The organism is Parabacteroides sp. KHUB-01, from assembly GCF_056640935.1.
Genome location: NZ_CM153256.1, coordinates 1,678,088 through 1,700,017, shown reverse-complemented (window position 1 = coordinate 1,700,017; position 21,930 = coordinate 1,678,088). Strand labels below are relative to the sequence as shown.

18 protein-coding genes and 1 tRNA gene are annotated in these 21,930 nt (G+C 35.6%); 2 read left to right on the top strand and 17 right to left on the bottom strand.

Annotation, left to right across the window (positions count from 1 at the left end; translation table 11 throughout):
* Positions 1–46: 46 nt before the first annotated feature.
* The 3 genes from ACYIAR_RS07600 to asnA all read right to left on the bottom strand — a co-directional run bounded on the left by ACYIAR_RS07600 (position 47) and on the right by asnA (position 3,154).
* Complete coding sequence (locus ACYIAR_RS07600; RefSeq protein WP_480333194.1) at positions 47–1,267, bottom strand: 6-bladed beta-propeller; 1,221 nt, start codon at positions 1,265–1,267, stop codon at positions 47–49.
* Entirely contained in the window at positions 1,261–1,923 is a 663-nt protein-coding gene (locus ACYIAR_RS07595; protein WP_480333192.1) for a uracil-DNA glycosylase, read from the bottom strand. Before ACYIAR_RS07595 ends, ACYIAR_RS07600 begins: the two co-directional genes overlap by 7 nt.
* Before the next feature lie 193 nt (positions 1,924–2,116).
* On the bottom strand, positions 2,117–3,154 hold the full coding sequence (gene asnA / locus ACYIAR_RS07590) for an aspartate--ammonia ligase (RefSeq protein ID WP_480333190.1): 1,038 nt from the start codon (positions 3,152–3,154) through the stop codon (positions 2,117–2,119).
* A 202-nt stretch (positions 3,155–3,356) separates the two neighbouring features.
* On the opposite strand from asnA, the gene ACYIAR_RS07585 reads away from it, so the two are divergent.
* A tRNA-Arg gene (locus ACYIAR_RS07585) sits at positions 3,357–3,430 on the top strand.
* Positions 3,431–3,436: 6 nt separating this feature from the next.
* Here the strand turns inward: ACYIAR_RS07585 and ACYIAR_RS07580 are convergent.
* The 12 genes from ACYIAR_RS07580 to ACYIAR_RS07525 form a co-directional block, all read right to left on the bottom strand.
* Positions 3,437–4,384 (bottom strand): DUF4249 domain-containing protein, encoded by a 948-nt coding sequence (locus ACYIAR_RS07580; protein ID WP_480333188.1) that lies wholly within the window; start codon positions 4,382–4,384, stop codon positions 3,437–3,439.
* A 117-nt stretch (positions 4,385–4,501) separates the two neighbouring features.
* A complete protein-coding gene (locus ACYIAR_RS07575) occupies positions 4,502–7,036 on the bottom strand; it encodes a TonB-dependent receptor plug domain-containing protein (RefSeq protein WP_480333186.1) in 2,535 nt (844 codons plus the stop codon).
* Positions 7,033–7,866 carry a FecR family protein gene (locus tag ACYIAR_RS07570; RefSeq protein ID WP_480333184.1) on the bottom strand — a complete coding sequence of 278 codons (834 nt, stop codon included), beginning with the start codon at positions 7,864–7,866 and terminating at the stop codon, positions 7,033–7,035. Before ACYIAR_RS07570 ends, ACYIAR_RS07575 begins: the two co-directional genes overlap by 4 nt.
* A 56-nt stretch (positions 7,867–7,922) precedes the next feature.
* A complete protein-coding gene (locus ACYIAR_RS07565; RefSeq protein WP_480333182.1) occupies positions 7,923–8,435 on the bottom strand; it encodes an RNA polymerase sigma-70 factor in 513 nt (170 codons plus the stop codon).
* A gap of 152 nt (positions 8,436–8,587) precedes the next feature.
* Complete coding sequence (gene nrdG / locus ACYIAR_RS07560) at positions 8,588–9,106, bottom strand: anaerobic ribonucleoside-triphosphate reductase activating protein (protein ID WP_480333180.1); 519 nt, start codon at positions 9,104–9,106, stop codon at positions 8,588–8,590.
* A gap of 97 nt (positions 9,107–9,203) precedes the next feature.
* A complete protein-coding gene (locus ACYIAR_RS07555; protein WP_480333178.1) occupies positions 9,204–11,411 on the bottom strand; it encodes an anaerobic ribonucleoside triphosphate reductase in 2,208 nt (735 codons plus the stop codon).
* 567 nt (positions 11,412–11,978) lie between these two features.
* The gene (locus ACYIAR_RS07550; protein ID WP_480333580.1) at positions 11,979–12,188 is read right to left on the bottom strand and encodes a DUF6140 family protein; all 210 of its coding nucleotides are present in this window, start codon (positions 12,186–12,188) and stop codon (positions 11,979–11,981) included.
* A gap of 85 nt (positions 12,189–12,273) precedes the next feature.
* Positions 12,274–12,921 carry a hypothetical protein gene (locus ACYIAR_RS07545; RefSeq protein ID WP_480333176.1) on the bottom strand — a complete coding sequence of 216 codons (648 nt, stop codon included), beginning with the start codon at positions 12,919–12,921 and terminating at the stop codon, positions 12,274–12,276.
* 8 nt (positions 12,922–12,929) lie between these two features.
* A complete protein-coding gene (locus ACYIAR_RS07540; RefSeq protein ID WP_480333174.1) occupies positions 12,930–13,331 on the bottom strand; it encodes a hypothetical protein in 402 nt (133 codons plus the stop codon).
* The gene (locus tag ACYIAR_RS07535) at positions 13,324–14,589 is read right to left on the bottom strand and encodes a WG repeat-containing protein (protein ID WP_480333172.1); all 1,266 of its coding nucleotides are present in this window, start codon (positions 14,587–14,589) and stop codon (positions 13,324–13,326) included. The genes ACYIAR_RS07540 and ACYIAR_RS07535 overlap by 8 nt, the downstream gene beginning before the upstream one ends.
* A gap of 54 nt (positions 14,590–14,643) precedes the next feature.
* Positions 14,644–15,405, bottom strand: a complete 762-nt coding sequence (locus ACYIAR_RS07530; RefSeq protein WP_480333170.1) for a RipA family octameric membrane protein — start codon at positions 15,403–15,405, stop codon at positions 14,644–14,646.
* A gap of 466 nt (positions 15,406–15,871) precedes the next feature.
* Positions 15,872–17,128, bottom strand: coding sequence for a VapE domain-containing protein (locus ACYIAR_RS07525; RefSeq protein WP_480333168.1), 1,257 nt, complete (start codon positions 17,126–17,128; stop codon positions 15,872–15,874).
* A gap of 353 nt (positions 17,129–17,481) precedes the next feature.
* Between ACYIAR_RS07525 and ACYIAR_RS07520 the strand changes: the two genes are divergently transcribed.
* Complete coding sequence (locus ACYIAR_RS07520; protein ID WP_480333166.1) at positions 17,482–18,087, top strand: HU family DNA-binding protein; 606 nt, start codon at positions 17,482–17,484, stop codon at positions 18,085–18,087.
* 198 nt (positions 18,088–18,285) lie between these two features.
* Here the strand turns inward: ACYIAR_RS07520 and ACYIAR_RS07515 are convergent, their stop codons facing one another.
* A complete protein-coding gene (locus tag ACYIAR_RS07515; RefSeq protein ID WP_480333164.1) occupies positions 18,286–19,662 on the bottom strand; it encodes an NAD(P)/FAD-dependent oxidoreductase in 1,377 nt (458 codons plus the stop codon).
* A gap of 245 nt (positions 19,663–19,907) precedes the next feature.
* Positions 19,908–21,893 carry a ligand-binding sensor domain-containing protein gene (locus ACYIAR_RS07510; protein WP_480333162.1) on the bottom strand — a complete coding sequence of 662 codons (1,986 nt, stop codon included), beginning with the start codon at positions 21,891–21,893 and terminating at the stop codon, positions 19,908–19,910.
* Between the last annotated feature and the right edge of the window lie 37 nt (positions 21,894–21,930).

The window sequence follows — 21,930 nt, the reverse complement described above, 5'->3', positions numbered from 1 at the left end:
AAGAGAGAAAATACAGAATACACCATTCTATTATTTCATCATAAAATCAGTCTTTAAGTTTCACAATCATTAGAACTGGATTATCTTCTGCATCTACTTTTTTCATAACTAAATCTCTAAATCTATTTACAGCAGATTTAGGACCTTTAGTAGTTCGTTCTTTTGATAAACACATTTCTCCTTTATCAATAAACTCACCTGCTTGAAAACTAGTCCTAATATAGTTGTTCTTTTGACCATAAATTGGATACATATTTAAGAAATCAACTCCACCGTCATAATCATTAGGGAAACCATCACTTGCGAACTTATATACTTTATGTTCTTTCTTGTCATAATAACAACTATGAAATTTCCACTTATAAAAATAATGCATTAACAGTTTATTCGATGTTTCTACTATCTCTGTAATAACAACTTTGTCATTTATACGATTCTCAAAGTTATTAATATCTGCTTGTATTTCTGGTGTTATTTTGTACTTACCAAGATTAAGAACATACTTAGGGATGAATTGATTCAACCCATTAACCATATATACAGTATCATTCATATATTCCCGTACATGCAAATGATTTTGATAGGTATAAACAGGATTTATTTCTTTACATTTATAAGAGAGGCGCCATTTTGAATCTTTTTTTAGTGAAATAGGAACAGATGGTATAGCTTTATTTACTAAATTCCCTTTATGGTTATAGATTTCATAAACACAATAGGTCGAATCTCTAAAAATATAACTTTCTGCTACACGCAAAAATTGTTCATTGAAATAAGATGCGATATACCTATCATCAATAGGAAAAGATGTAGACCAAATAAAATTCCCTTCCTTATCAAAAATAAGAGCCTTATTAACAGCATCTATCACAATGTGATTTGAATCAAGGAAAATGTTATGTATGCCATCAAATTCTTGAGGTCCTTGTCCTTTAGTACCTATTGTTCGAATGAAATGTCCTTGTCTGTCAAAAAGATAAAGTGTGCTACAATTATAATATCCAATTATGATATGTTTTTCGTCAAAATCAAAATATATATTCTCTCCTATCAAACATTCGTCTTTCGTCTCCAATGGGATGTATTCTATTGATTCAGCAATGTCTTTCAATCCCAAATCTGATACTTCCATTTTTTCTGGATCCAAGTTTATTTCAATTGGTGTTTGCGAAAAACAGTTGAAAAAATTCAAACACCATATTAATAAGCATATTTTTTTCATGTTATTAGTCGCTGTTGTTTTATTACCAAACTCAAAAACTACCATTCTATCGGATCCTGTCCCGTAGCAATCAGATAATCATTTGTCTTGCTGAAATGTTTATTCCCGAAAAATCCTCTGTATGCTGATAGAGGAGATGGATGAGCAGATTTAAGCACAAGATTTCTTGTACTGTCGATAAATGCACCTTTCTTTTGTGCATATGAACCCCATAGAATATAAACTATATGGTTTCTTTCGGACGCTAGTTTGTGGATAACAGCATCGGTAAATGTTTCCCAACCTTTGTTCTGATGTGAACCGGCTTGATGTGCACGAACGGTAAGTGTTGCGTTAAGCAAAAGCACACCTTGGTCTGCCCAACGAAGAAGATTACCGCTTGATGGACTTTTTCTTCCCAGGTCAGCTTCTATTTCCTTGAATATATTCTGCAGAGAAGGAGGAAAAGGCACACCGTCTTGAACGGAAAAGCATAGCCCATGTGCCTGTCCTGGTTCGTGATATGGATCTTGACCTAGGATAACTACTTTAACTTTATCGAATGGGCAATGTTCGAAGGCATTGAAGATATATGGTCCCGGAGGATAAATTGTCTGTGTTTTATATTCATTACGAACGAATTCGGTTAGTCGTATAAAGTAGTCTTTCTCGAATTCGTCAGCAAGTTTCTCTTTCCAGGATTGTTCTATTTTTACGTTCATGTGTATTTATGTTATGTCATAATATTTTCTACAAATCTAAGAAACTTCATATAATATAACAATGAAATGAATATTCTCGTGAAATAAAAAAGAGTCCGAACCTGAATATATGCTGGTTCGAACTCTTTTTACTACTGTCCTTATGCCAGTTGTTTCTACATTAGGACAGGATCATTAATACATTTATAAATAATCAAATAAGATACATTCCTGCTTCACGAGCTTCAGTCCTCATCTCTTCAGGCCAGATGCTGGCTTGGATTTCTCCGATATGAGCCTTGCGCAGATAGAACATACACAAACGGCTCTGTCCTATACCGCCACCAATGCTTTGAGGCAATTCTCCGTTGATAAGTCGTTTGTGGAAATATAGTTCTTTACGTTCTTCAGCATTGCTTTCTTTCAGCTGACGCAGCAAAGCTTCTTTGTCAACTCTTATACCCATTGAAGAAAGTTCTAATGAGCGGTCAAGAACACTGTCCCAAACCAACAAATCACCATTAAGCCCCATTTGTCCGTTTTCAGCAACGGTTGACCAGTCATCATAGTCCGGTGAACGTCCATCGTGCTTTTTACCGTCACTTAACTTACATCCAATACCGATGATAAATACAGCTCCATATTCTTTTGTTATAGCATCTTCTCTTTCTTTGGCAGATAAACCTGGATATTTCTGTAATAAATCTTCGGCATGAATGAACTGGATTTCCTGAGGCAAACAAGGTGTAATTTCCGGGAACATTTCATAAACCATATATTCTGTTCTTACCATTGCTGCGTAAATTCTGCGCACAATCTGTTTCAGGAAATCTATGTTTCTCTCTTCCGGTTTCATTACTCTTTCCCAGTCCCATTGGTCAACATACAGAGAGTGTAAGTTCCCGAGTTCTTCATCAGCACGGATGGCATTCATATCTGTATAAATACCATATCCTTCCTCAATTTTATAATCTGCAAGAGTTAGTCTTTTCCATTTTGCCAGAGAGTGTACAATTTCAGCTTTTGCATCTCCCAAATCTTTTATAGGGAAGGTAACAGCTCTTTCAGTACCGTTAAGGTCATCGTTAATACCCATACCTTTCAATACAAACAATGGAGCTGTAACACGACGAAGTCTAAGTTCCGATGATAGATTCTGTTGGAAAAAGTCCTTAATTTTCTTTATACCTAACTCTGTTTGTTGCAGATTTAAGATTGCCTTATATCCTGCGGGTTTTATCAGATAGCTCATATATTTATTTTGTTAGAGATTGTTATTCTGTGCAGGCAAAGATAAGTATTGATTGCAAAATAACAATAGTTTGGGTTGAATTATTTGCAAAATGATATTAAATAATTGGATTCAATGATAAAAGTTATTGGCTGCCTATTATTTGCCAAGCCAATTTGCATTCTTAAAAGATTATCTATACATTTGCATTCATATTTTTCAAGGCCCGGTAGCTTAGTTGAATAGAGCGTCAGATTCCGGTTCTGAAGGTCGTGGGTTTGAGTCCCACCCGGGTCACACTTCTCATTTTATAGGAATATCATAATAGTTGCAAGCTCCAATCATTCCTGCTCCATTCTTTACATTGCTGAAAACCATGGGAGGGTCGGTAAGCCCTTGATTTGCCATATCTTTAAGTATATCTTCACTACTAACGAACAATACAGATTCAAGGAAACGGTAATATGATTCAGAGAGTGTGTAAACTCGCATAAAGCAGTTATAATAACTCCCGTCTGCATTTATTTTCATACGAAGAGGTGAATATATGGATATTGACACAGTGAAATCCTTTCCGTTGAAACTTCTGTCATTGAAAATCTTAGGCTCAACAGTGTAATTAAGATAATGACTTCCTGTATCGAATATCTTATCAATAAAACTCTTTTCCTCGTTTATAATCAGGTTTTCATTTAATACTTTAGGATAGAACCCCTTATATACAGGCTCACCGTTTATCACAGTATCCTGATAGAACAGATATATTGCATAATAGTCTTCATATTTAGGATTATCTTTAATAGTAAGCTCACATAGTCTGTTGTTGTTCTTTATTCTTTCTGTTGTACAGGATTTAATATTACATACATCCGGGATAATATCTGTTGATGAGGCATTTGGAAATCCTTCCCTGGAAACTTCTATTCTCAGTGTTTCACCACTTTGTGGTTTATATTGGCTGAAATATATAGCCTTTTTCCCTGTTGAATCTTCTTTTATTTTATGATTCAGCTCTTCTTTCCATTCTTCATTAACGTAAAGATTCACTTTAGCGTCTTCTATAGCTTCATTGGGTTTGGGTGTCCCGATGAACCATGTACGTGTCACTTCCACTTCAATATTTCTGTCAGGAAATAAAGTCGCATTCATCACCAGTTTGGGTGAAGTTATATATTCACTAAGGTCAATATCCTTTATGCACGAAGTCAGTGAAAGGATGAAAGTTGTTGTTATTAGTATAATTTGTTTCATATGTGTTTTTTTATTAGTTGACAAGGGGATAATTTGACAAGTATATGAAGTTATTAGAGCTTTCGGCTTTGTTTTGCGAACCTTGTTAACTCGTATCTCGTCAACTTGTCCCTGGATTTAAAACTTATATGTATAAGAAACCATTGGAATTATCGGTAAAAACGAAAGCGACGATGCTCTGGCTGTCTGGTGATTTTCATCTACAGTTGTTTTTATAGCAAAGACATTCATTCTGCAATAAGCATTGTATATACTTATGTTCCATATTCCCATTCTTCCGTTTTTCTTCGGACGGTAAATGTTCAACCCCAAGTCCAATCGGTGATATGCAGGCAATTGGACATTGTTTCTTTCTCCCGTATAAGTCCAATTAAACTGAGGCATCCATGAGTTAGTTTGATTATATATCCAGTCATCCGCTCCTTGATTCATATAATACTGGTCAAGGGCAAGCGTTACTCTGTCGCCACTGTGATATGTCCATACAGCATTCAATTCTACTTTCTTGCTTATCTTCCACAAACCGACAATATTTATTTTGTGCCTGTTGTCAAATCGTGAAGGAAAACGGTTTCCGCTGTTAAGTTCCGGAAACAATCTGTCACTCCACGAAAGAGTATATGATATCCACCCATTTAATTTACCTGTTTCTTTCCGTGCACTCCATTCAATACCGTATGAGCGTCCGCTTCCTACAGCCAGTTTGTCGTTCCATGTGTCTAAACCTTCAAATTGCATTGCTCCGTTTCGGAATTCCAACAAGTTATCCATTCCTTTGTAATAAACTTCTGTAGCAAATGAGTAATCTTTGCTGGGATTATAGAACACACCTGCGGTCAGCTGATTTGATGTCATTGGTTTTATCTCTTCCGTTGTAGGAAACCATACATCGTTAGGTAAAGAAAAATATGATGAAGGAACCATGTGAATATATTGTCTCATACGTGAATAAGCAATATACGCATTCCATTTGTCGTTAGCCATATATTGTAACTTAATACGTGGCTGAATATCCGGATAAACTTTCTTTCCTGCGAATAGCTCCATTCTTAATCCAGTGTTAAGCTCAAGTTTGTCAGATAATTTAAAATAATCATCTATATATATTTGCCCTTCAATGGAATTTGTCTTATTCACATACTGGCTTTTCCCTTCACATATAGTTTTCCCATTTAAGAATGCATACTGCTCATTTAAAAGACTTATAGGCCTGTATGCATGATAAGTCAAATTTGCTCCATATGATATGCTGTGTCTGTCATTGAAATCTGTATTTATCTTTCCCCGTAGATTGAAATCCTGAATAAGGGATTTGTTTGAGCTGCTTGTTTCCGGGTAATATACGTTGAACTTAGTAAATACTGGAACTATTTCATATTCATATCCGCTGTTCCCATACCATGGATAATATGCCCCGTTTCCATAACCGTTATTGTTGTTACCTGATTTGTAAGTTATATTTGAGTGATATCTGGTATATGAAAAACCGAGTGAAAGATTACTCTTGAGGTTGATAATCCTGTTCCAGTTCACTCCTGCCAGCAGATTCCCGAAACTTGTCTGATAACGTGAGTAATCCACCATACTACTCCAGTTTTCCATCAAATCCTTGTTCTGAAACATGAAATAATCATTTCCAGAGTATATGTGAAAGGAAAGTTTATCCTTTTCATTAATCTTATAGTCCATCCTGGCGTTCAGGTCGTGAAATGAATACCGGAAAGACAATAAATCCACAGAATAATCGCCTTTCTTTTTCTCATACAGATTTATCAGAGCAAATGTAGGAGCAGTAATCAAATCCATCCACGAACGTCTGATACCAATATTGAACGTCAGCTTATCCTTGATTATCGGACCTTCCAAATAAAGGCTTCCCGAAAGCAGACCTAATGAAGCTGAACCATGAATTCGTTTGTTGTTACCTGATTTACTTTCAATGTCAACAACAGACGACAAGCGTCCGCCATAGCGTGACGGAAAATCACTCTTGTAGAAATCCATTTTCCGTATCACATCCGGATTGAAAGGAGAGAAGAGACCTGCAAGATGGCTTACCTGATATAAAGGCATATTGTCAAGAAGGAAAAGATTCTGGTCGTTGTTTCCTCCTCTCACATACAGACCTGTCATTCCTTCGCTTCCAGATGAAACACCGGGCAGAAGGTGAAGACCACGTACCACGTCTGTTTGCCCGAACAATGACGGGATTCGTTGCAGCGTAGATGCGGGGATTGAGGAAACTCCTCCATTTCGCATACTATATGAAGTTCGCACACTGTCTGCTTCAACAAGTATTTCTGCAAGATGTTTTGTTCTTATACTGTCGTTGTGTATATCCACAGAAAATCTGCGTTTCAGTATGATGAAATTTCCGTTCCGTATCCATTCTACCCAAGAGCCGTTGAACAATGTGTCCAATGCTTTATCATAAGGCGTATTCTTAAAGTTTACTGTCACATCCGGGAAACCTTCAAATAATAGTGATTCAAATGATAAAGACAAACCTGTCTGTTTCTCTATTTCCCGTAATCCTTTCGAAATCGGTTCGTTTTTTAGTATAAACGATACTGTTGGCTTTTCCTCTTTTTGAGCCAATACCGGATAAACCATCAGAAAGGAAAAGAAAATACAATATAATATAGTTCTCATTTTGTTTTTTCCGTTTTCAGATTGATGTCTAATGTCTGGTTGATTATTCTAAGTACTTCATCTATACTCATATCCTTGAATGATGTCGTCAGTTGCAGATTCTTTTCTTCTTCCGAAAGGCTTGTGATATTTATATCGTAGAAATCCCTCAAGTCATTTACTACTTTATACATCGGAGTATGGTTGAATCTTAATATTCCTTCTTTCCAGGACATTACATTTTCTCCTATCTCATTGCTTATTTCTATGTTGTTTTCTTTAGGCTTATAAATTGCGCCCATACCGGCACTTAATAACACCTCTTCGCTCTCTGCCTCAAATCTCACTTTCCCAGTCAGTACGTCAACCTTTACTCTGTCTTTGTATTCAGCAATTTGGAAACTTGTTCCCAGAACTTCCACCTTTGTCTGTTTTGTTTTTACTGAGAAAGGAGATGTTTCGTCCCTCTTTACTTTGAAGAAAGCTTTTCCTTGCAATAGCACATTGCGATTGCCTTTCCCGAAACTTTTCCTGTCATATTTTATTTCTGTGTTTTCAGAAAGATAAATTACTGTACTGTCTGGCAGGAAAACATCTTTTATTTGTCCTGCAACTGTACTTTCCTCAATCCAATCTGCTTGTCTTTGATTGTAGAACCAGTATGAACCGAAGCCTACAAGCAGTAATATAACTGCAGCCGCACTCCATTGCATAAATGAAATTCGTGGACGACGGACTATTCCGTGTTTTAGTGCGAATCTTTTCCAAGCAGCATCCTCTGAAAAGCAATTCTCACGGTAGTATTGTGCGATGAAACGAATGCGTTCCTCAAAACTGTTGTATTTTTTCATATTGACGATTTTTTATCGTTAAGACAAAAGCTCTTATGAAAACCCCTATTTTCTGTTTATGAAAAAAAGAATAGATAAATACGAATGGCTGTATTTCTTAATGTCTTCAATGCTTTGCCCATCTGATTCTCCACTGTCTTCACAGATATTTGCAGCATGTCTGCAATTTCCTGGTATTTCAATCCGTCGCGTTTTGAAAGCAGGAATATACGTCTGCGTTCTTTGGGCAGATTGTCTATTGCCGCCCACAGGCGAGCGTCACGTTCGGATAAGGCTATTTCTTCCTCTTCATCCAAATCTTCAGTATCAGGAATCTGTGCGGTTGTTTCGTATAATGGCTGTCGTGTAATGAAGTTTAATGAGCGGTTCTTCACTGTCTGGTAAAGATAAGATTTCAGGTTTGAAATGTTTTCTCCTTTACTGCCTTTTTCCCATACATCGGCAAAAGCCTGCTGCACAATATCCTCGGCATCTTCTGTTTCATGGATATAACGGAGCGCAAAAAGGCACAAGGGTTTATATAAACTCTTGAAATTATACTCAAAGTCTGCAACTGAAAATGTCTCCATTTCTTTTATTTGTTTGAGAACTACAAAGAAAACAAGTTTTTTCTAATCTCAATAATGAGATATCTTGTTGTTTCAAGAGATAAGACAGTTGCTATGGGAGAAACCCCTATTGTGAAAGGTGAATTATTTAGAAATTGTTACAGGTTTGAATATCATAACACCGGCCTCGGCTCATACCCCCACAACACCGTTTCCCCTCTCTCCAAAGAAGCCTGCACATCAATCAACCTCTGATTACTACTTCCTCTGAATGGAACTTCCTCAGTTTTAAGAGACAAAATAAATGGACCGTCAACAAGTACATCTATATAGGAGAGAAGTTTCATGCAATCTTCTCTTTTCAGCAATGCTTCATAAAGGAAGCCAGTGTAGCACCATATATTTTTTGAACTTCTTTCCTTTATAATCTTTGCCAATTCTGCAAAAGCTTCGGCTTGAAACATTGGGTCACCTCCTGTGAAAGTAACATTTGCAAATTCGTCGCTTAACACTTTCTCAGCAATTGTTTCTATATTCTCCATTTTGCCATTATTTATATCCCATGATTCGGGATTGTGGCAACTGGGGCATTTATGTTCGCATCCGGCAGAATAAATAGCTGTGCGGAATCCTGGTCCGTCAACTGTAGTATCTTCGAGGATGTTTAGGATTGAGATTGTTTTGTTGGGCATAGTTTTTTTGAAGTTAAGTAGTTAAGTAGTCAAGAAGTCAAGTAGTTAAGAATATAAAGAAAAATCTTCTTGACTCCTTAACTTCTTGACTTCTCTATTAATTATGTGTCACTCTATCTTTAAGCTCCGCCAACTTCGCATTATTCCATCTGTCAGTTGTTCCAACCAGATAGCCGGTGATACGCTGAAGCTTGTCAATATTATGGCTTCCACATTTCGGACATTCAGTCATTGATGAATCTGAATTTTCATATCCGCAGTCAAGGCAGCGGTTACGGTTATGATTCACTGAGCCATATCCGATATTATATTTGTCCATCATATCCACAACCTGCATGATAACATCTGGGTTGTGAGTAGCGTCACCGTCAAGCTCAACATAGAAAATATGCCCGCCACGTGTCAGGTCGTGATAAGGAGCTTCCACTTCTGCCTTATGTTTGGCGCTACATTTATAATATACCGGAACATGATTTGAATTAGTATAATATTCACGGTCAGTGATTCCCGGAAGCGAACCGAAATCTTTTCTGTCTTTTCTTGTGAACTTACCGGACAAACCTTCAGCCGGAGTAGCCAAAACACTGTAGTTGTGATGATATTGGTCAGAAAACTGTTGAGCCCTGTCACGCATATATGTGACAATTTTCAAACCAAGTTCTTGTGCTTCTTCAGATTCTCCGTGATGCTTGCCAGTCAGTGCAACCAGACATTCTGCAAGTCCGATAAATCCGATACCAAGTGTTCCCTGGTTGATTACAGACTCGATCGTGTCATTTGGTTTCAACTTTTCGCATCCAATCCATAGAGAAGACATAAGCAAAGGGAATTGCTTTGCAAAAGCTGTTTTCTGGAATTCCATTCTTTCATGCAACTGGCGTGCAGTAATCTCAAGCATTGCATCCAGTTTTGAGAAGAACATTGCAATTCTTTCTTCTTTATTACTGATGTTCATGCACTCAATGGCAAGACGCACAATGTTAATTGTAGAGAACGACAAGTTTCCACGTCCGATTGAAGTTTTCGGACCGAATTTGTTTTCGAACACACGTGTACGGCATCCCATAGTTGCAACTTCATACATATATCTCTTCGGATCGTCTGCTTTCCAATCCTCATGACGGTTGAATGTAGCGTCGAGGTTGAGGAAATTAGGGAAGAAACGGCGTGCCGTAACCTTACAAGCCAATTGATACAAGTCGTAGTTTCTGTCAGTAGGCAAATAGCTGACACCACGTTTTTTCTTCCAAATCTGGATAGGGAAGATAGCAGTTTCTCCGTTACCTACACCTCTGTAAGTTGTACGAAGCAATTCTCTGATAACGCATCTTCCTTCAGCTGAAGTATCTGTTCCGTAATTGATGGAACTGAACACTACCTGATTACCGCCACGGGAATGTATAGTGTTCATATTATGTATAAAAGCCTCCATTGACTGGTGAACGCGGCTTACAGTTTTGTTGACTGCATGCTGCAAAATTCTTTCTTCACCTTTAAGTCCGTCCAAAGGCTTTGAAATGAAATCTTCCAGTTCCACATTATATAAATGAGAATAATCCTCACCGTTCAAATCTTCCAGATTCTTAATCTCTTCGATAAAACTGTTTCTTACGTATGGAGCAAGATAGAAATCAAAAGCAGGAATAGCCTGTCCGCCATGCATCTCGTTCTGAGCAGTTTCAAGAGAAATACAGCCCAAAATACTTGCAGTCTCGATTCGTTTTGCAGGTCTGGATTCACCATGACCAGCCGAGAAACCATTCTTCAGAATCTTGTCCAAAGGATGCTGAACGCAAGTCAAGCTCTTTGTAGGATAATAATCCTTGTCATGAATGTGCAGATAATTGTTTTGTGCAGCGTTTCTGGTTTCTTCGCTTAACAAATAGTCGTCAACAAAAGGTTTAGTTGTCTCACTTGAGAATTTCATCATCATACCAGCCGGAGTGTCGGCATTCATATTGGCATTCTCACGCGTAATATCATTTGATTTGATATTGATGATTTCCAGAAACATATCTCTGGTTTTCGCTTTGCGTGCAATACTTCTTTGATTTCGGTATGCGATGTATTTCTGTGCAACATCTTTACGGCTGCTGTTCATGAGTTCCATTTCGACAGCATCCTGGATAGCTTCAACGGTCATTTGAGAATCACCCTTGAATGAAATACGGTCAGTTATCTGGCGAATAAGCTGCATATCTTCGCCGTTTTGAGTGTGCAACATGGCTTTTCGGATAGCTGTCGCTATCTTCTCTTCGTTGAATCCAACGATTCGTCCGTCACGTTTAACAACTGTCTGAATCATGATTATTTTATCTTATTTTTATTAGTCTTTGTTTGTGCTGCAAAGATATATCTAAACATCATTAAGTTTTCCTTTTTGGAAAACTTTTGCCTAGTTAATTTTTGTAAATCAATTGATAAACAATGATGTAAAAAATAAAATAGAAAACTTCTGAAAATATTTGGAAATAAAAGTTTTTCTTTTGGGATAAAAAATGGGGCAAAATGTCAGCCTTAGAATTTGCTTTTGTCAAAGTTTTGGTTATACGTTTTGGGCTGGCTAATTTAAACACGGAGACACGGAGAACACAGAGATTTGTCTGTTCAAACGGATTTGCAATCCGCATTATAATAGGTAAGGATTATAAATCCTTGATTAATTCAACATTGGATTGCAAATCCAATGAAACAGAGTAAGTATTTCTTGTAATTCTTCCTTACATATAGTTTCTGTCCGCAAGTTTCACAATTTAGTTATATGTTTGAATAATAGAGAGATGTGGTGATTTGATGATGAGTTTTAACAAAAGGCAATAGCTTGCTATCTTAAACAAACTATTGCCTTTTGTGTGAGATTAATTTGTTGGGTTTAACCAATCTTTTGTACATCCAAATATACAGTAGATAGGATACCTGCTTTCTTTGCATCTATTCCGTAAATACGCATAAAAGCATCAGCAACCAATTGTCCACCGTTTGTAGTTAATGGATTACTACTTGTAGAGGATGTAACTACCTCTACACTCATTCCTTTTTCTATGCGAATACCGTTACTGTTCTTCGCGGTTTTCACGGTTATTTTGAATAATGATTAATAGTCAATATATCGAATAAGGATTTAGGATACTGATTTTCAATTATCCTGTTTTTTATCTATATAAACTCTAATATATTTTTTGAAAATGATTAATGAAATAATTTAAACTATTTGTGTAGTTACAATCATCACAATTGAATATAGAAATTAATCCTACATCTAATAGTTCTTTTGTTTTTTCTAAATCATTTTCTTTAATAGCTTTAAATAAAGTGATATATTTTTGAGCTAATAATTGAGGTGTAGTTGCTGCTAAAGCTATGTTACATGTAATTTCGTATTTACTAATATTATTTATATTCACAAAAGCATATATAGTCTTTCCTTTTCTAAGGTTATAAAAATCTTCTTGGATGGGAAGATACATTTTAAAGCTATAAAAATAGTCTTTAAAGCAAATCTCACAAGCACTATTATCTTCTCCTGTAACTGAAATTGAATAAAGATTACCTTTTACTATAATAAAATCATTTCTGCTATTTGTTTCATCAGAGTATTTCTTTATTATTAATGGATTCTCTTTTTGTGCCATAAAAAATGTTTCAATATTAATGACATTTTTATTTATAAATTCAGTAACGGAATTTATAATTTCATAATCTTTTTCATATTTAGGAGAAATATCTTGAATAAGATGTTCACTGTTGTTAATTTCGGATTGCCCTTTTGTGTATTCTGTTATGAAAAAGAATATAAGTAATATTACGATTTTCATGTTCTTTATTATTTACCTATTGCTATGCTTATTCGATTTTCTGTTGAGTTAAAATGTGTACCAGCTTTAATAATAAAAGATGTTTTCTTTTCCCAATAAACAGAAATATTTCCTTCCTCATTTTCTGTAGATAGCTTAGTGTATCCGTTTGACTCCATCCAGAAGCAAATAGCATCGAATACTTCTTGTTTGCGTTCAATAAGTTTATCTCTAAGACTTAATCCAATTGTATTTATTTTAGGGATTGAATTTTCATTATAACTATACCCTGTTATTTCATTTTCCCAGTGACCACTTCCCCAATAAGACTCCTTCCATTTGCGTTCATAATTTGGAATTATTACATTCTCTGAAAATTCTACCAATAAATCAACTTTGAAAAATTTTTCATAACCCAAATTGTTATACATTATTTTTTTTATCTTTTAAATCTGATACCTTATAGTCTATATTATATATATGAGCAAATTCACCGGGAGTAGTACTATATGTTACTTTATCTATACTTCCATCTTTATTAATAAGTTTAAGTACTCTATCAACTTCTGTTTGTATATCAACATAATCACTATGTATTTCAAGGTCATAGTAAGTGCCAGAAATTTTATAAAAATTCTTTGAGTTAATTTCTCTACCTTTTTTATCAATTAATATCCATTCATCGTTATCATGTACATACAAGTATTCCCCTTTATCACTATAAGAAAGTATATTATCATATTTTGGCTCGGTAATTTCTGTTCCATCATATGATAGAATTCCTTTTTTACCATTATGTTCATAAATCATAATATCTCCACTACTATCTAAATATTCATACTTAGCACGTATTATTATATCTCCATTTTTGTCAATAACTCCACGATTACCTGCTTTATTCTCAAATATGAAATAATCTTTACCAATAGGGTATAAATACCTATATTTTGTAGAAGCTTTTAATATTTTATTCCCATTTTTATCCATAATGCCAAAACATTTTAAATCCGATTTTAATTCTGTATAAAATATTTTGCCATCTGCTATAAAATCATAATAAGAGTATCTATTTGAATCTGCTGGTTTATAGTGAAATAGCTCTTCTCCTTTTTTATTTATTACATAATTATTCTCATCGTTCGGCTTTTGTACTATACTTAATCCGTCATTAAATAAACGAACATTTTCATAAATAGCATCTATCACAACTTTCCCTTTTGTATCTATATATCCATATTTTCCTGATGATGTCTTAAAATAGGCTAACCCTTCTTTGAAATTTGAAACAGCAATTACGGGTTCATTATTATATCTGTCAAAAATAAATGCAGTACTTCCATCTTTATGAATAAAGCTTACAGGCTTGTTCTTTTCAACAACAGGAGCTAATCCATTACTAAAATGACCTGCATCTACATACTCATTACCTATTCTTTTGAATTTTTTTTCAGCCGTATAAAATTCATATAGGCCGTCGTCATTTATTACAGAAAATAGACCTTCATGAACAGATGATGGCTCTTTTTCAAATTCATTTTCTATTAAAATATTGCCTTCTAAATCAATTAATCCCCAGCGACTATCTTCGTCTGCTTTAAATGGAATATGGGTAACTGTATCATCTTCAGGCAATGAATTACATGCAAAACATATAATCATTAGTAATGATATTGATAATAATGTTCTCATAATATTTATGTTTTTTAGTGTTTAATAAAGTGAAATTAGTTTTATGTTATATTGTTAGTTTTGGAAACTTCTGTCCTTATCTCTAACATCGGTGTATAAAAATCTATCTAAGAGATCACAATTACAACATCGAAGAAGACATACAAGACCTTTTGAAATAATAGGTGTTAATATAATTATCCATAAAGTACACCATGGTATAAGAGTTTGAATACAGAGATACAGCAAAACAGAATACCATGATAGGATAACTCCCCACACAAATATGATGGTTAACTTATCTGTAGAAAATCCTTCAGGTATATATATCGTTCTAAAATAACCATTTAATGAAATACCATCCTTATTATTAGGATTATACTTATTTTTTAATATTACCATTCTATATAATGGATCAAATCCATATTCTCTTTCATATTTACATATAAGAGACATCCAGCTTAAAGTCCAAGTTCGATGTCCTAAAATACTCAGCAACCACATAAAGCTAGTTAATATACCTAAGGCAATAATCAGAACTTGCAGACATTCATAGTTGTTGCTTAAAAACATACCACCGCCTTCCAATACAACTTTTTCTGTTTCAAAAGATCCTTTACCGCCTATTATTTGTGTAGTGGCACAAAGCAACGTACAGAAAGCGACTAACAAAGCACCATTAAATAATGCGTAATAATTCATCCAAGTGTGGTAACGATTAACATGATATTGGTAAGCATCAATAGCTTTTTGATATATAAAACGATGTTGCTCTACAACTTCATCTCTTGGTGTAGAATTGTTATTTACCGTTGTATTATTAATAATATCAAACATAAATTTATTCTTTCCCCACACCACAAAGCCTCCAAAAACGTGGTATTCATTCGATTAAACAAGAAAAGCGTGAGACCTTGTCCTGCCCATCAACAATCAGGTATCGCCAAACACCTCACGAAAAATGGACGAAGAAACAATATTCTCACGCTGTTGGATATGTATAAATAATGCGGACACAACCTCACGGTTGCATCCCCATTGATACATACAAAAACAGAATGAGCATTGCATTATTCTATCCCTTTCGTTTGAAATTGGCGATTTCGATTGTTAGGATATAGCAAAAAACGCTTTCATAATGTCGTAATGGATTTCTCCCCACCGACAATTACAAAGATACGTTTTTTTTCAATGCAACGCTCTTAGAGAATATTATTTCTTCAAAAATACATAAAAAAGAGAAAAAACGCTAAAAAGATTGTATGTAAATATGTCAAAGACCTCATTTTGTTAAAAATACCTTTCACACCTCCACCACCTCATAAACATTCCCATACCTCGTATGAACCCTTTTAATCCCAATCTGAGATAGCGAACGGCTGAAAGCTCTGAGTGTAATGCCACGCATTGCAGCAGGATTGCGTTTGCGCAGTCGGCGTAAAATTTCAGCAGACGAAAGAAGTTCGCCGGAACCGGACTTTTCAGCAGGGCGGAAACCTGAGAAGAATAACTCTTCCTCGACATTCTGTTTGTAGAAAGCAAGGTTGGACTGCTGAATTTCTGCTTCTTCATCCGTTGTAAACCACGTACGCTCGCCTGAAAGGATTTCTGTTTTCAATTGGGCGTATAGTTGATTGTAATCTATTGGAGAAATATCTATTTTATTCTCAATCTCAACGCAAAGGAAACGGCGGCTGCCTGTGGTGTCGGTCAGCAAATCCTTTCTGTTTGATGTTCCGATAAATGAAGCAATGCGGGGCAGAGGTCTGAAGTTTTTCTGATAAGCCTTTCTTATGTTAAGCTCAGACATTTGCATAAGATTTTTCAGAAGCGGATGCTTGCCCTCTGGAATTTTGTCAAATTCATCAATATTAATCAGACCGAAAAGAGCAAGTTTCTGCTCTATTGCGCCGGTGGCGTTCAAATCCACACTGTCGGTATAATAAGCGCGCAGTTCTTCCGGTATTATCAGTTTGCAGAATGTGGATTTATGCATTCCTTGTTTTCGGCTGACCAGAATAGGTGCCACACTGTTAGCGTGATTCTTATCAGTCTGCATCCAGCAGGCAGCCATGCCCAGCATCCAGCGGTGAAAACCTTTGATCCAATGCGGTTTGTCGGATACTCTTTTGGCAAGTTCCGCAATGCGGTCGCGTCCGTCCCACTCTGGAAGATTTTCCATATATGAAGTGAACGGATGATAATCCTTTGTCTTGTTGGAGTTGACAAACCTTGCCACGTCACGGTCCCAACATTCTATTCCTGCCTGTTGTGCGGATTGGCAGAAACTGTTAAGGTCGCGTTGCGTCACAGGTTTGAACTTTTCACCGTTGTCTGTCAATTTCCTGAACTCTGTAGTTTCACTGAGCAGATTGAAACGAAATTCGTAGTTCCCTTGCAGAAAATCCTCTAAAGATTTGAGCATCACAGCTGTTTTTGAGTGTTTGGCATTGGACTGTTCTATCCTGCATGTCTCAAAATCATTGGCTTTGATAGGGTAGGACTTGGTTTGTTTCAAAACTTTTGTAATAATTTCAATCAATAATTTAAGGTATTCCATATTTATAAATTTATTTGTTTTGTGATGCGAAAATAATAGCCTAACTTGTGGGTTTCCAAATATTTGAGTGGAAAAATCGTCAGATATTTTTATCATACATAACTATTGTATAAATACTATTTTTTCCTAAATTTGCTCTGAATAATTAGTTTCGCCACAGCCGTGATTTAATTAGGTCACAGATGTGGCGAAATTAAATCACACTTGTGGCGAGATTAAGTCACAACTGTGATTAAGATAGTTTTTGAGAACCTATAGATTAATTATTTAAAGTTTCGCAAGCTCGACTCGTTAACTCGTATCTTGTCAACTAACAATCATCTTGCGATACCTAAGAAAAACTTTTAAGCCTTATGTCTGTAAATTATGATTTTTACACCAATCCGAAACCGTCGGATAGTAAGAAAGGAACCCGCTATCATGCGAGAGTTGTTCCAAAAGGAACTATTGACAGTGAATCTTTGGCAGAGGAAATCCAAAACCGTTGCAGTCTGACCAAGTCAGATGTAGCAGCTGCTTTAGTAGCATTGGCCGATATAACAGCCGAAAAACTTGCCAGAGGATATTCTGTCCAGCTTGACGGAATCGGCTCTTTCCATATGACATTGAAATGTCCGGCTGTCCGTTCCAGCAAAGAGATTCGTTCTGAATCAATAGAATTCAAATCCATAGCTTTCCGGCCGAGCATGAAAATAAGGAATAAACTGAAAACGGTTTCGCTGGTAAAGAAAAAAGACAATCTGCATTCCAAAAGCTATACAAATGAGGAAATTGATGCATTGCTGGCTAAATATTTCAAAAAATACGAAACGATTACCCGTATGCAATTCCAGCAACTGTGCAAGCTGACGTGTTCTACTGCGATAAGGCAGTTAAGGCGTCTGCGTGAGGAAAAGAAAATTGTAAATATTGCGTCGTCAAAGCATCCGTTATACAGGAGTGGGATGGGTGAGGTGTGAAAATCACGTGGAATCACAATATATCGCTGGGAATTAAAGGGATTGGTGTGTGGTGAAACTTGAGGTTGGAAACTTATTGTATAAAAAAAGAATCCCGGACTTATCAGGACCGGGATTCGAATTAAAGTTCTGGCTTTTTTGTTTTTGAGTTTTAATTTTAGTTTAGCATATAAAATAAAGGGAGTTGTTTCGTCTTAATTATGCCAGACCTTTAAGCATTCCGTAGAAATATAAAGGTTTAAGCACATATACTTTTAATAACCATGCAGCCCATTGTTCTTTCGACATATCGAGCATTGAGAACGGGAACGAAATCATAGGCTCTTTGTTATAGTCGAATTCGCATAACAGAACATGACCGTAGTCTGTAACGATAGGGCATGCAGCATAGCCGTTATATTTTTCAACAGGTTCTTTACCTTCCATCAATGAAATCAGATTCTTAGCGGCGATAGGAACCTGAACTCTTGCAGCAGCAGATGTTTTACTTGTTGGCAAACCTGCGACATCACCAAGAGAAATTATATTCGGGTATTTCTGGTGAACTAAAGTTTCTTTGTCTACCATAACCCATCCGCCATCGGCCAATTTACCTTCTGAGAATCCAAGTCCTGCTTCTTTTACAAAGTCTGGAGCAGACATTGGTGGAGTGAAATGCAAGAAATCATAATCTTCAACAGATGTTGTAACTGTCTTTTCATCTCCATTTTTTATGATGGTTTCAAAATGAACCTGCTTAGCTGCTGTGTCAATTCCTTTCAATCTTGTGTTGAGAGTTATTGGAATATTTCTATCATTGTATATTTCCAATAATCTTGGAGTAAAGAATTTGACATCATAAAGAGCTTTTTCGGCACTGAAATATTTCAATTCCAAAGAATCTCTTGTTCCTTGTTTGCGTGAATAGTCCTCAGTTAGCAAACATATTTTTTTAGGAGCTCCACCACATTTGTGTTTGGTGTAGGTATCTGTGTAAATACCACGACCACCTTTTTTAGCGAATTCACTCATTGCTTTCCATGTTTTCTGAGCTCCTTCAAAATCATAGATACAATGTGCGTTACCTGTACCAAGCTGTTCGTATGACATTCCTTCCACCTGGCTCCAGTTTATTTGCAACCCTGGTGTAAGAACAAGGAAATCATATGCTATTTTTCCGTTTGACTTGGTTTCTATTTGATTCCAGACGGGATCAACGGAAACAACGGAATCTTTAACCCATTTGATGCCGGAAGGAATACAATCCTCCTGCTTTTTCCAAACCTCATCCGGTTCATAAACACCTGAAGCTATCAGTGTAAATCCCGGCTGATAGAATTGTCTGTCACTAGGATCTATTAATGTAATATCTGGATTAGAAAGCCATTTTTTCAATCTTGCAGCCATAGCAATTCCGGCAGCACCTCCACCAACTATTACAATCTTTCCTTTCGCATTACTTGAAAAAGCATTAGCTTTTTCTGTATTTACGAGTGATAACAAACCGCTTGCAGCCAATATCTGAAAGAAATGGCGGCGTGAAATTCCATCTTTTTTGAGATGTTTCAATACTTCTTCAATTCCGTGTTTATCCATGTTTCCCTGTCGTGATTTAAAGATTACAATGCAAATCAAATATTATTAATTTTATTAGTCAATAAAATTGCTACAACATATATTGCGCAAGTAAAAATATTATAAATGATGTATGCTATATTACTTTCTCATTTACTTTTTATTTGAGTGTAATATGTTTATACATAGTAGTTTATTAGTGTAAATTTTCTAGAAATTTAAATTTTGAAAAGTGTGTTTGAAATATGAAAAGTGCATGTAGATTTCTAGAATTTCATCAAGAAATCTACAAGGTTTGTTTCGTTATCCAGTTCTAATCTCTTTCTTAATCTGTATCTTCTCAGTTCAATTGCTCTAACAGATACATTCATAAGTGAAGCTATTTCTTTTGTGGAAAGATTCATTTTTAATAAACAGCATACTCTTAAGTCTCCAGTTGTAATATCCGGAAAACGAGTTTTCAATCTATCAAGGAAATTCTGGTGTGCACTGTTGAAATAAGATTCGAAAAGAAGCCAATCTGCCTGATTTTCCAAAGCATCTTCCATGAGTGCATGAAGTTTGTTATACATTTTATTAGGATATCTGTCACCAAGAAGTTCCTTCTGTTTTTCAAATTCATCAAGTATAGCTTGAGTTGCCTGGTTACGTTTTACTAAAGCTGAAGTTTGCAAAGTGAGTTCATTGTTCTTGTTTTGCAGTTCTTTTTCCAGCATTTCGTTTTTCAGTTGTTCCAGTTTGCGCTCTTCTAGCTGTTTTTCTTTTTCCTTCTGAGCCATTTCTTCTTTATTAAGATTTCTCAGATGGTAACGTAAAGCCGATTGTATAATAAGCCATAGGATTAATATATATATTATATATGCCCATATAGTATTGTACCAAGGTGGCCTTACCTCAATAATCATAGAAATCTCTGGGAAAGGACCTTTAGTAACGTATTTCCTTATTTTCAGTTCATAAGTTCCTTCTGGCAATTGCAGAAATGATATTTTTCCATCATTTTGCCATTTTGACCATCCTGCAGATACTCCTTCAAGTTTATAACTGAACTGATGATTTGGTGTAAATATTGTAGTTTCAACAAAAATGTTGAGCTCTTGAAAATTATATGGAAGAGAAATAAAATTCGTATCCGGTTGTAGCTGATGAATACCTCTTTTGTCAACATAATTCACTTGACTAAAAGATGGCATAGTCAGACTTATAGAATTTGATATTATTTTTCTAGTGTCAAGAAGGAAAGCTCCTTGCATTGTTGATACTGCGCTAAGTGAATCGTTTAACGAAATAATTTGTTGGCCACGTGTAGCCAGATTAAGATTATAATTGTCAAATAAGAACCTGCATTTTAATATAGTTTTATTACTTTCATCGAAATCTATGAGTCCTGCTTCATTATTGTTTATAATCCAATATAAATTTTCAGATGCATTGTATATTGCTTGAGGATTAAGCAGGATTGTTTCTGATTCTGATTGGTTGAAAGTGAAATCACTTATTCTATTATTTTCATTTCCTACTGTTTGAAGAAGTTCTGTTGTATCTTCATTTTCGGCAGGAACGAAAACATCGTTAGGTTTTAATGTCCTTTTAAAATATCCACGGTTCGTTTTGATTATCAGAATATCATCTTTGAGTTTAGCTTGTTGCAATTGGCCGATAACACTTCTGCGTCCGAGCATAAAAAGAGGCGGATTTATGTCGATTTGTGTAATACCGTTATCAAGTGCAAGCCAAATAAGGCTTTCGTCCTGAACACAGATATCTCTTACCACATTGTCTTGCAACTGGTTTTGTGTTGAAATATGATAAATTATTTTGTTCTCATTGTTTGTAATATATAGTCCGTCAGTTTCTGTTCCGATGAAATTAAGATTCTTTGATGTTGCTAATACGCTTGTTTTACAGTCTTCAATTTCTTTTGGAATATTGACCTCTCTATATGTTTTGTTAAATATTGTGTCAGGATATTTCCCTTCATATGGAGTGAAATTCATTTCTCCGAATTCATCTTTAGTCCAGAATCCGTCTGTAGTTTCGCCTCCAGTATAAATTCTATTATCCTTGTAGTTTATTTTGTATATAGCACTGTTGTCAGGCATTTTGTAGAGTTTCCAACTATTGCCGTTAAAAGCAAGAAGCCCGGAATTATTTGCCACGTATAAAATACCGTCGGGAGAGACTGCCAATCCCCAATTCTGGCAACTGGCATTATATTCGTTTATGGTGTAGTTTTGTATAAAAACGGACATGTTTTCTTCACCCTTAATAAAATTATTAATGGTAAGA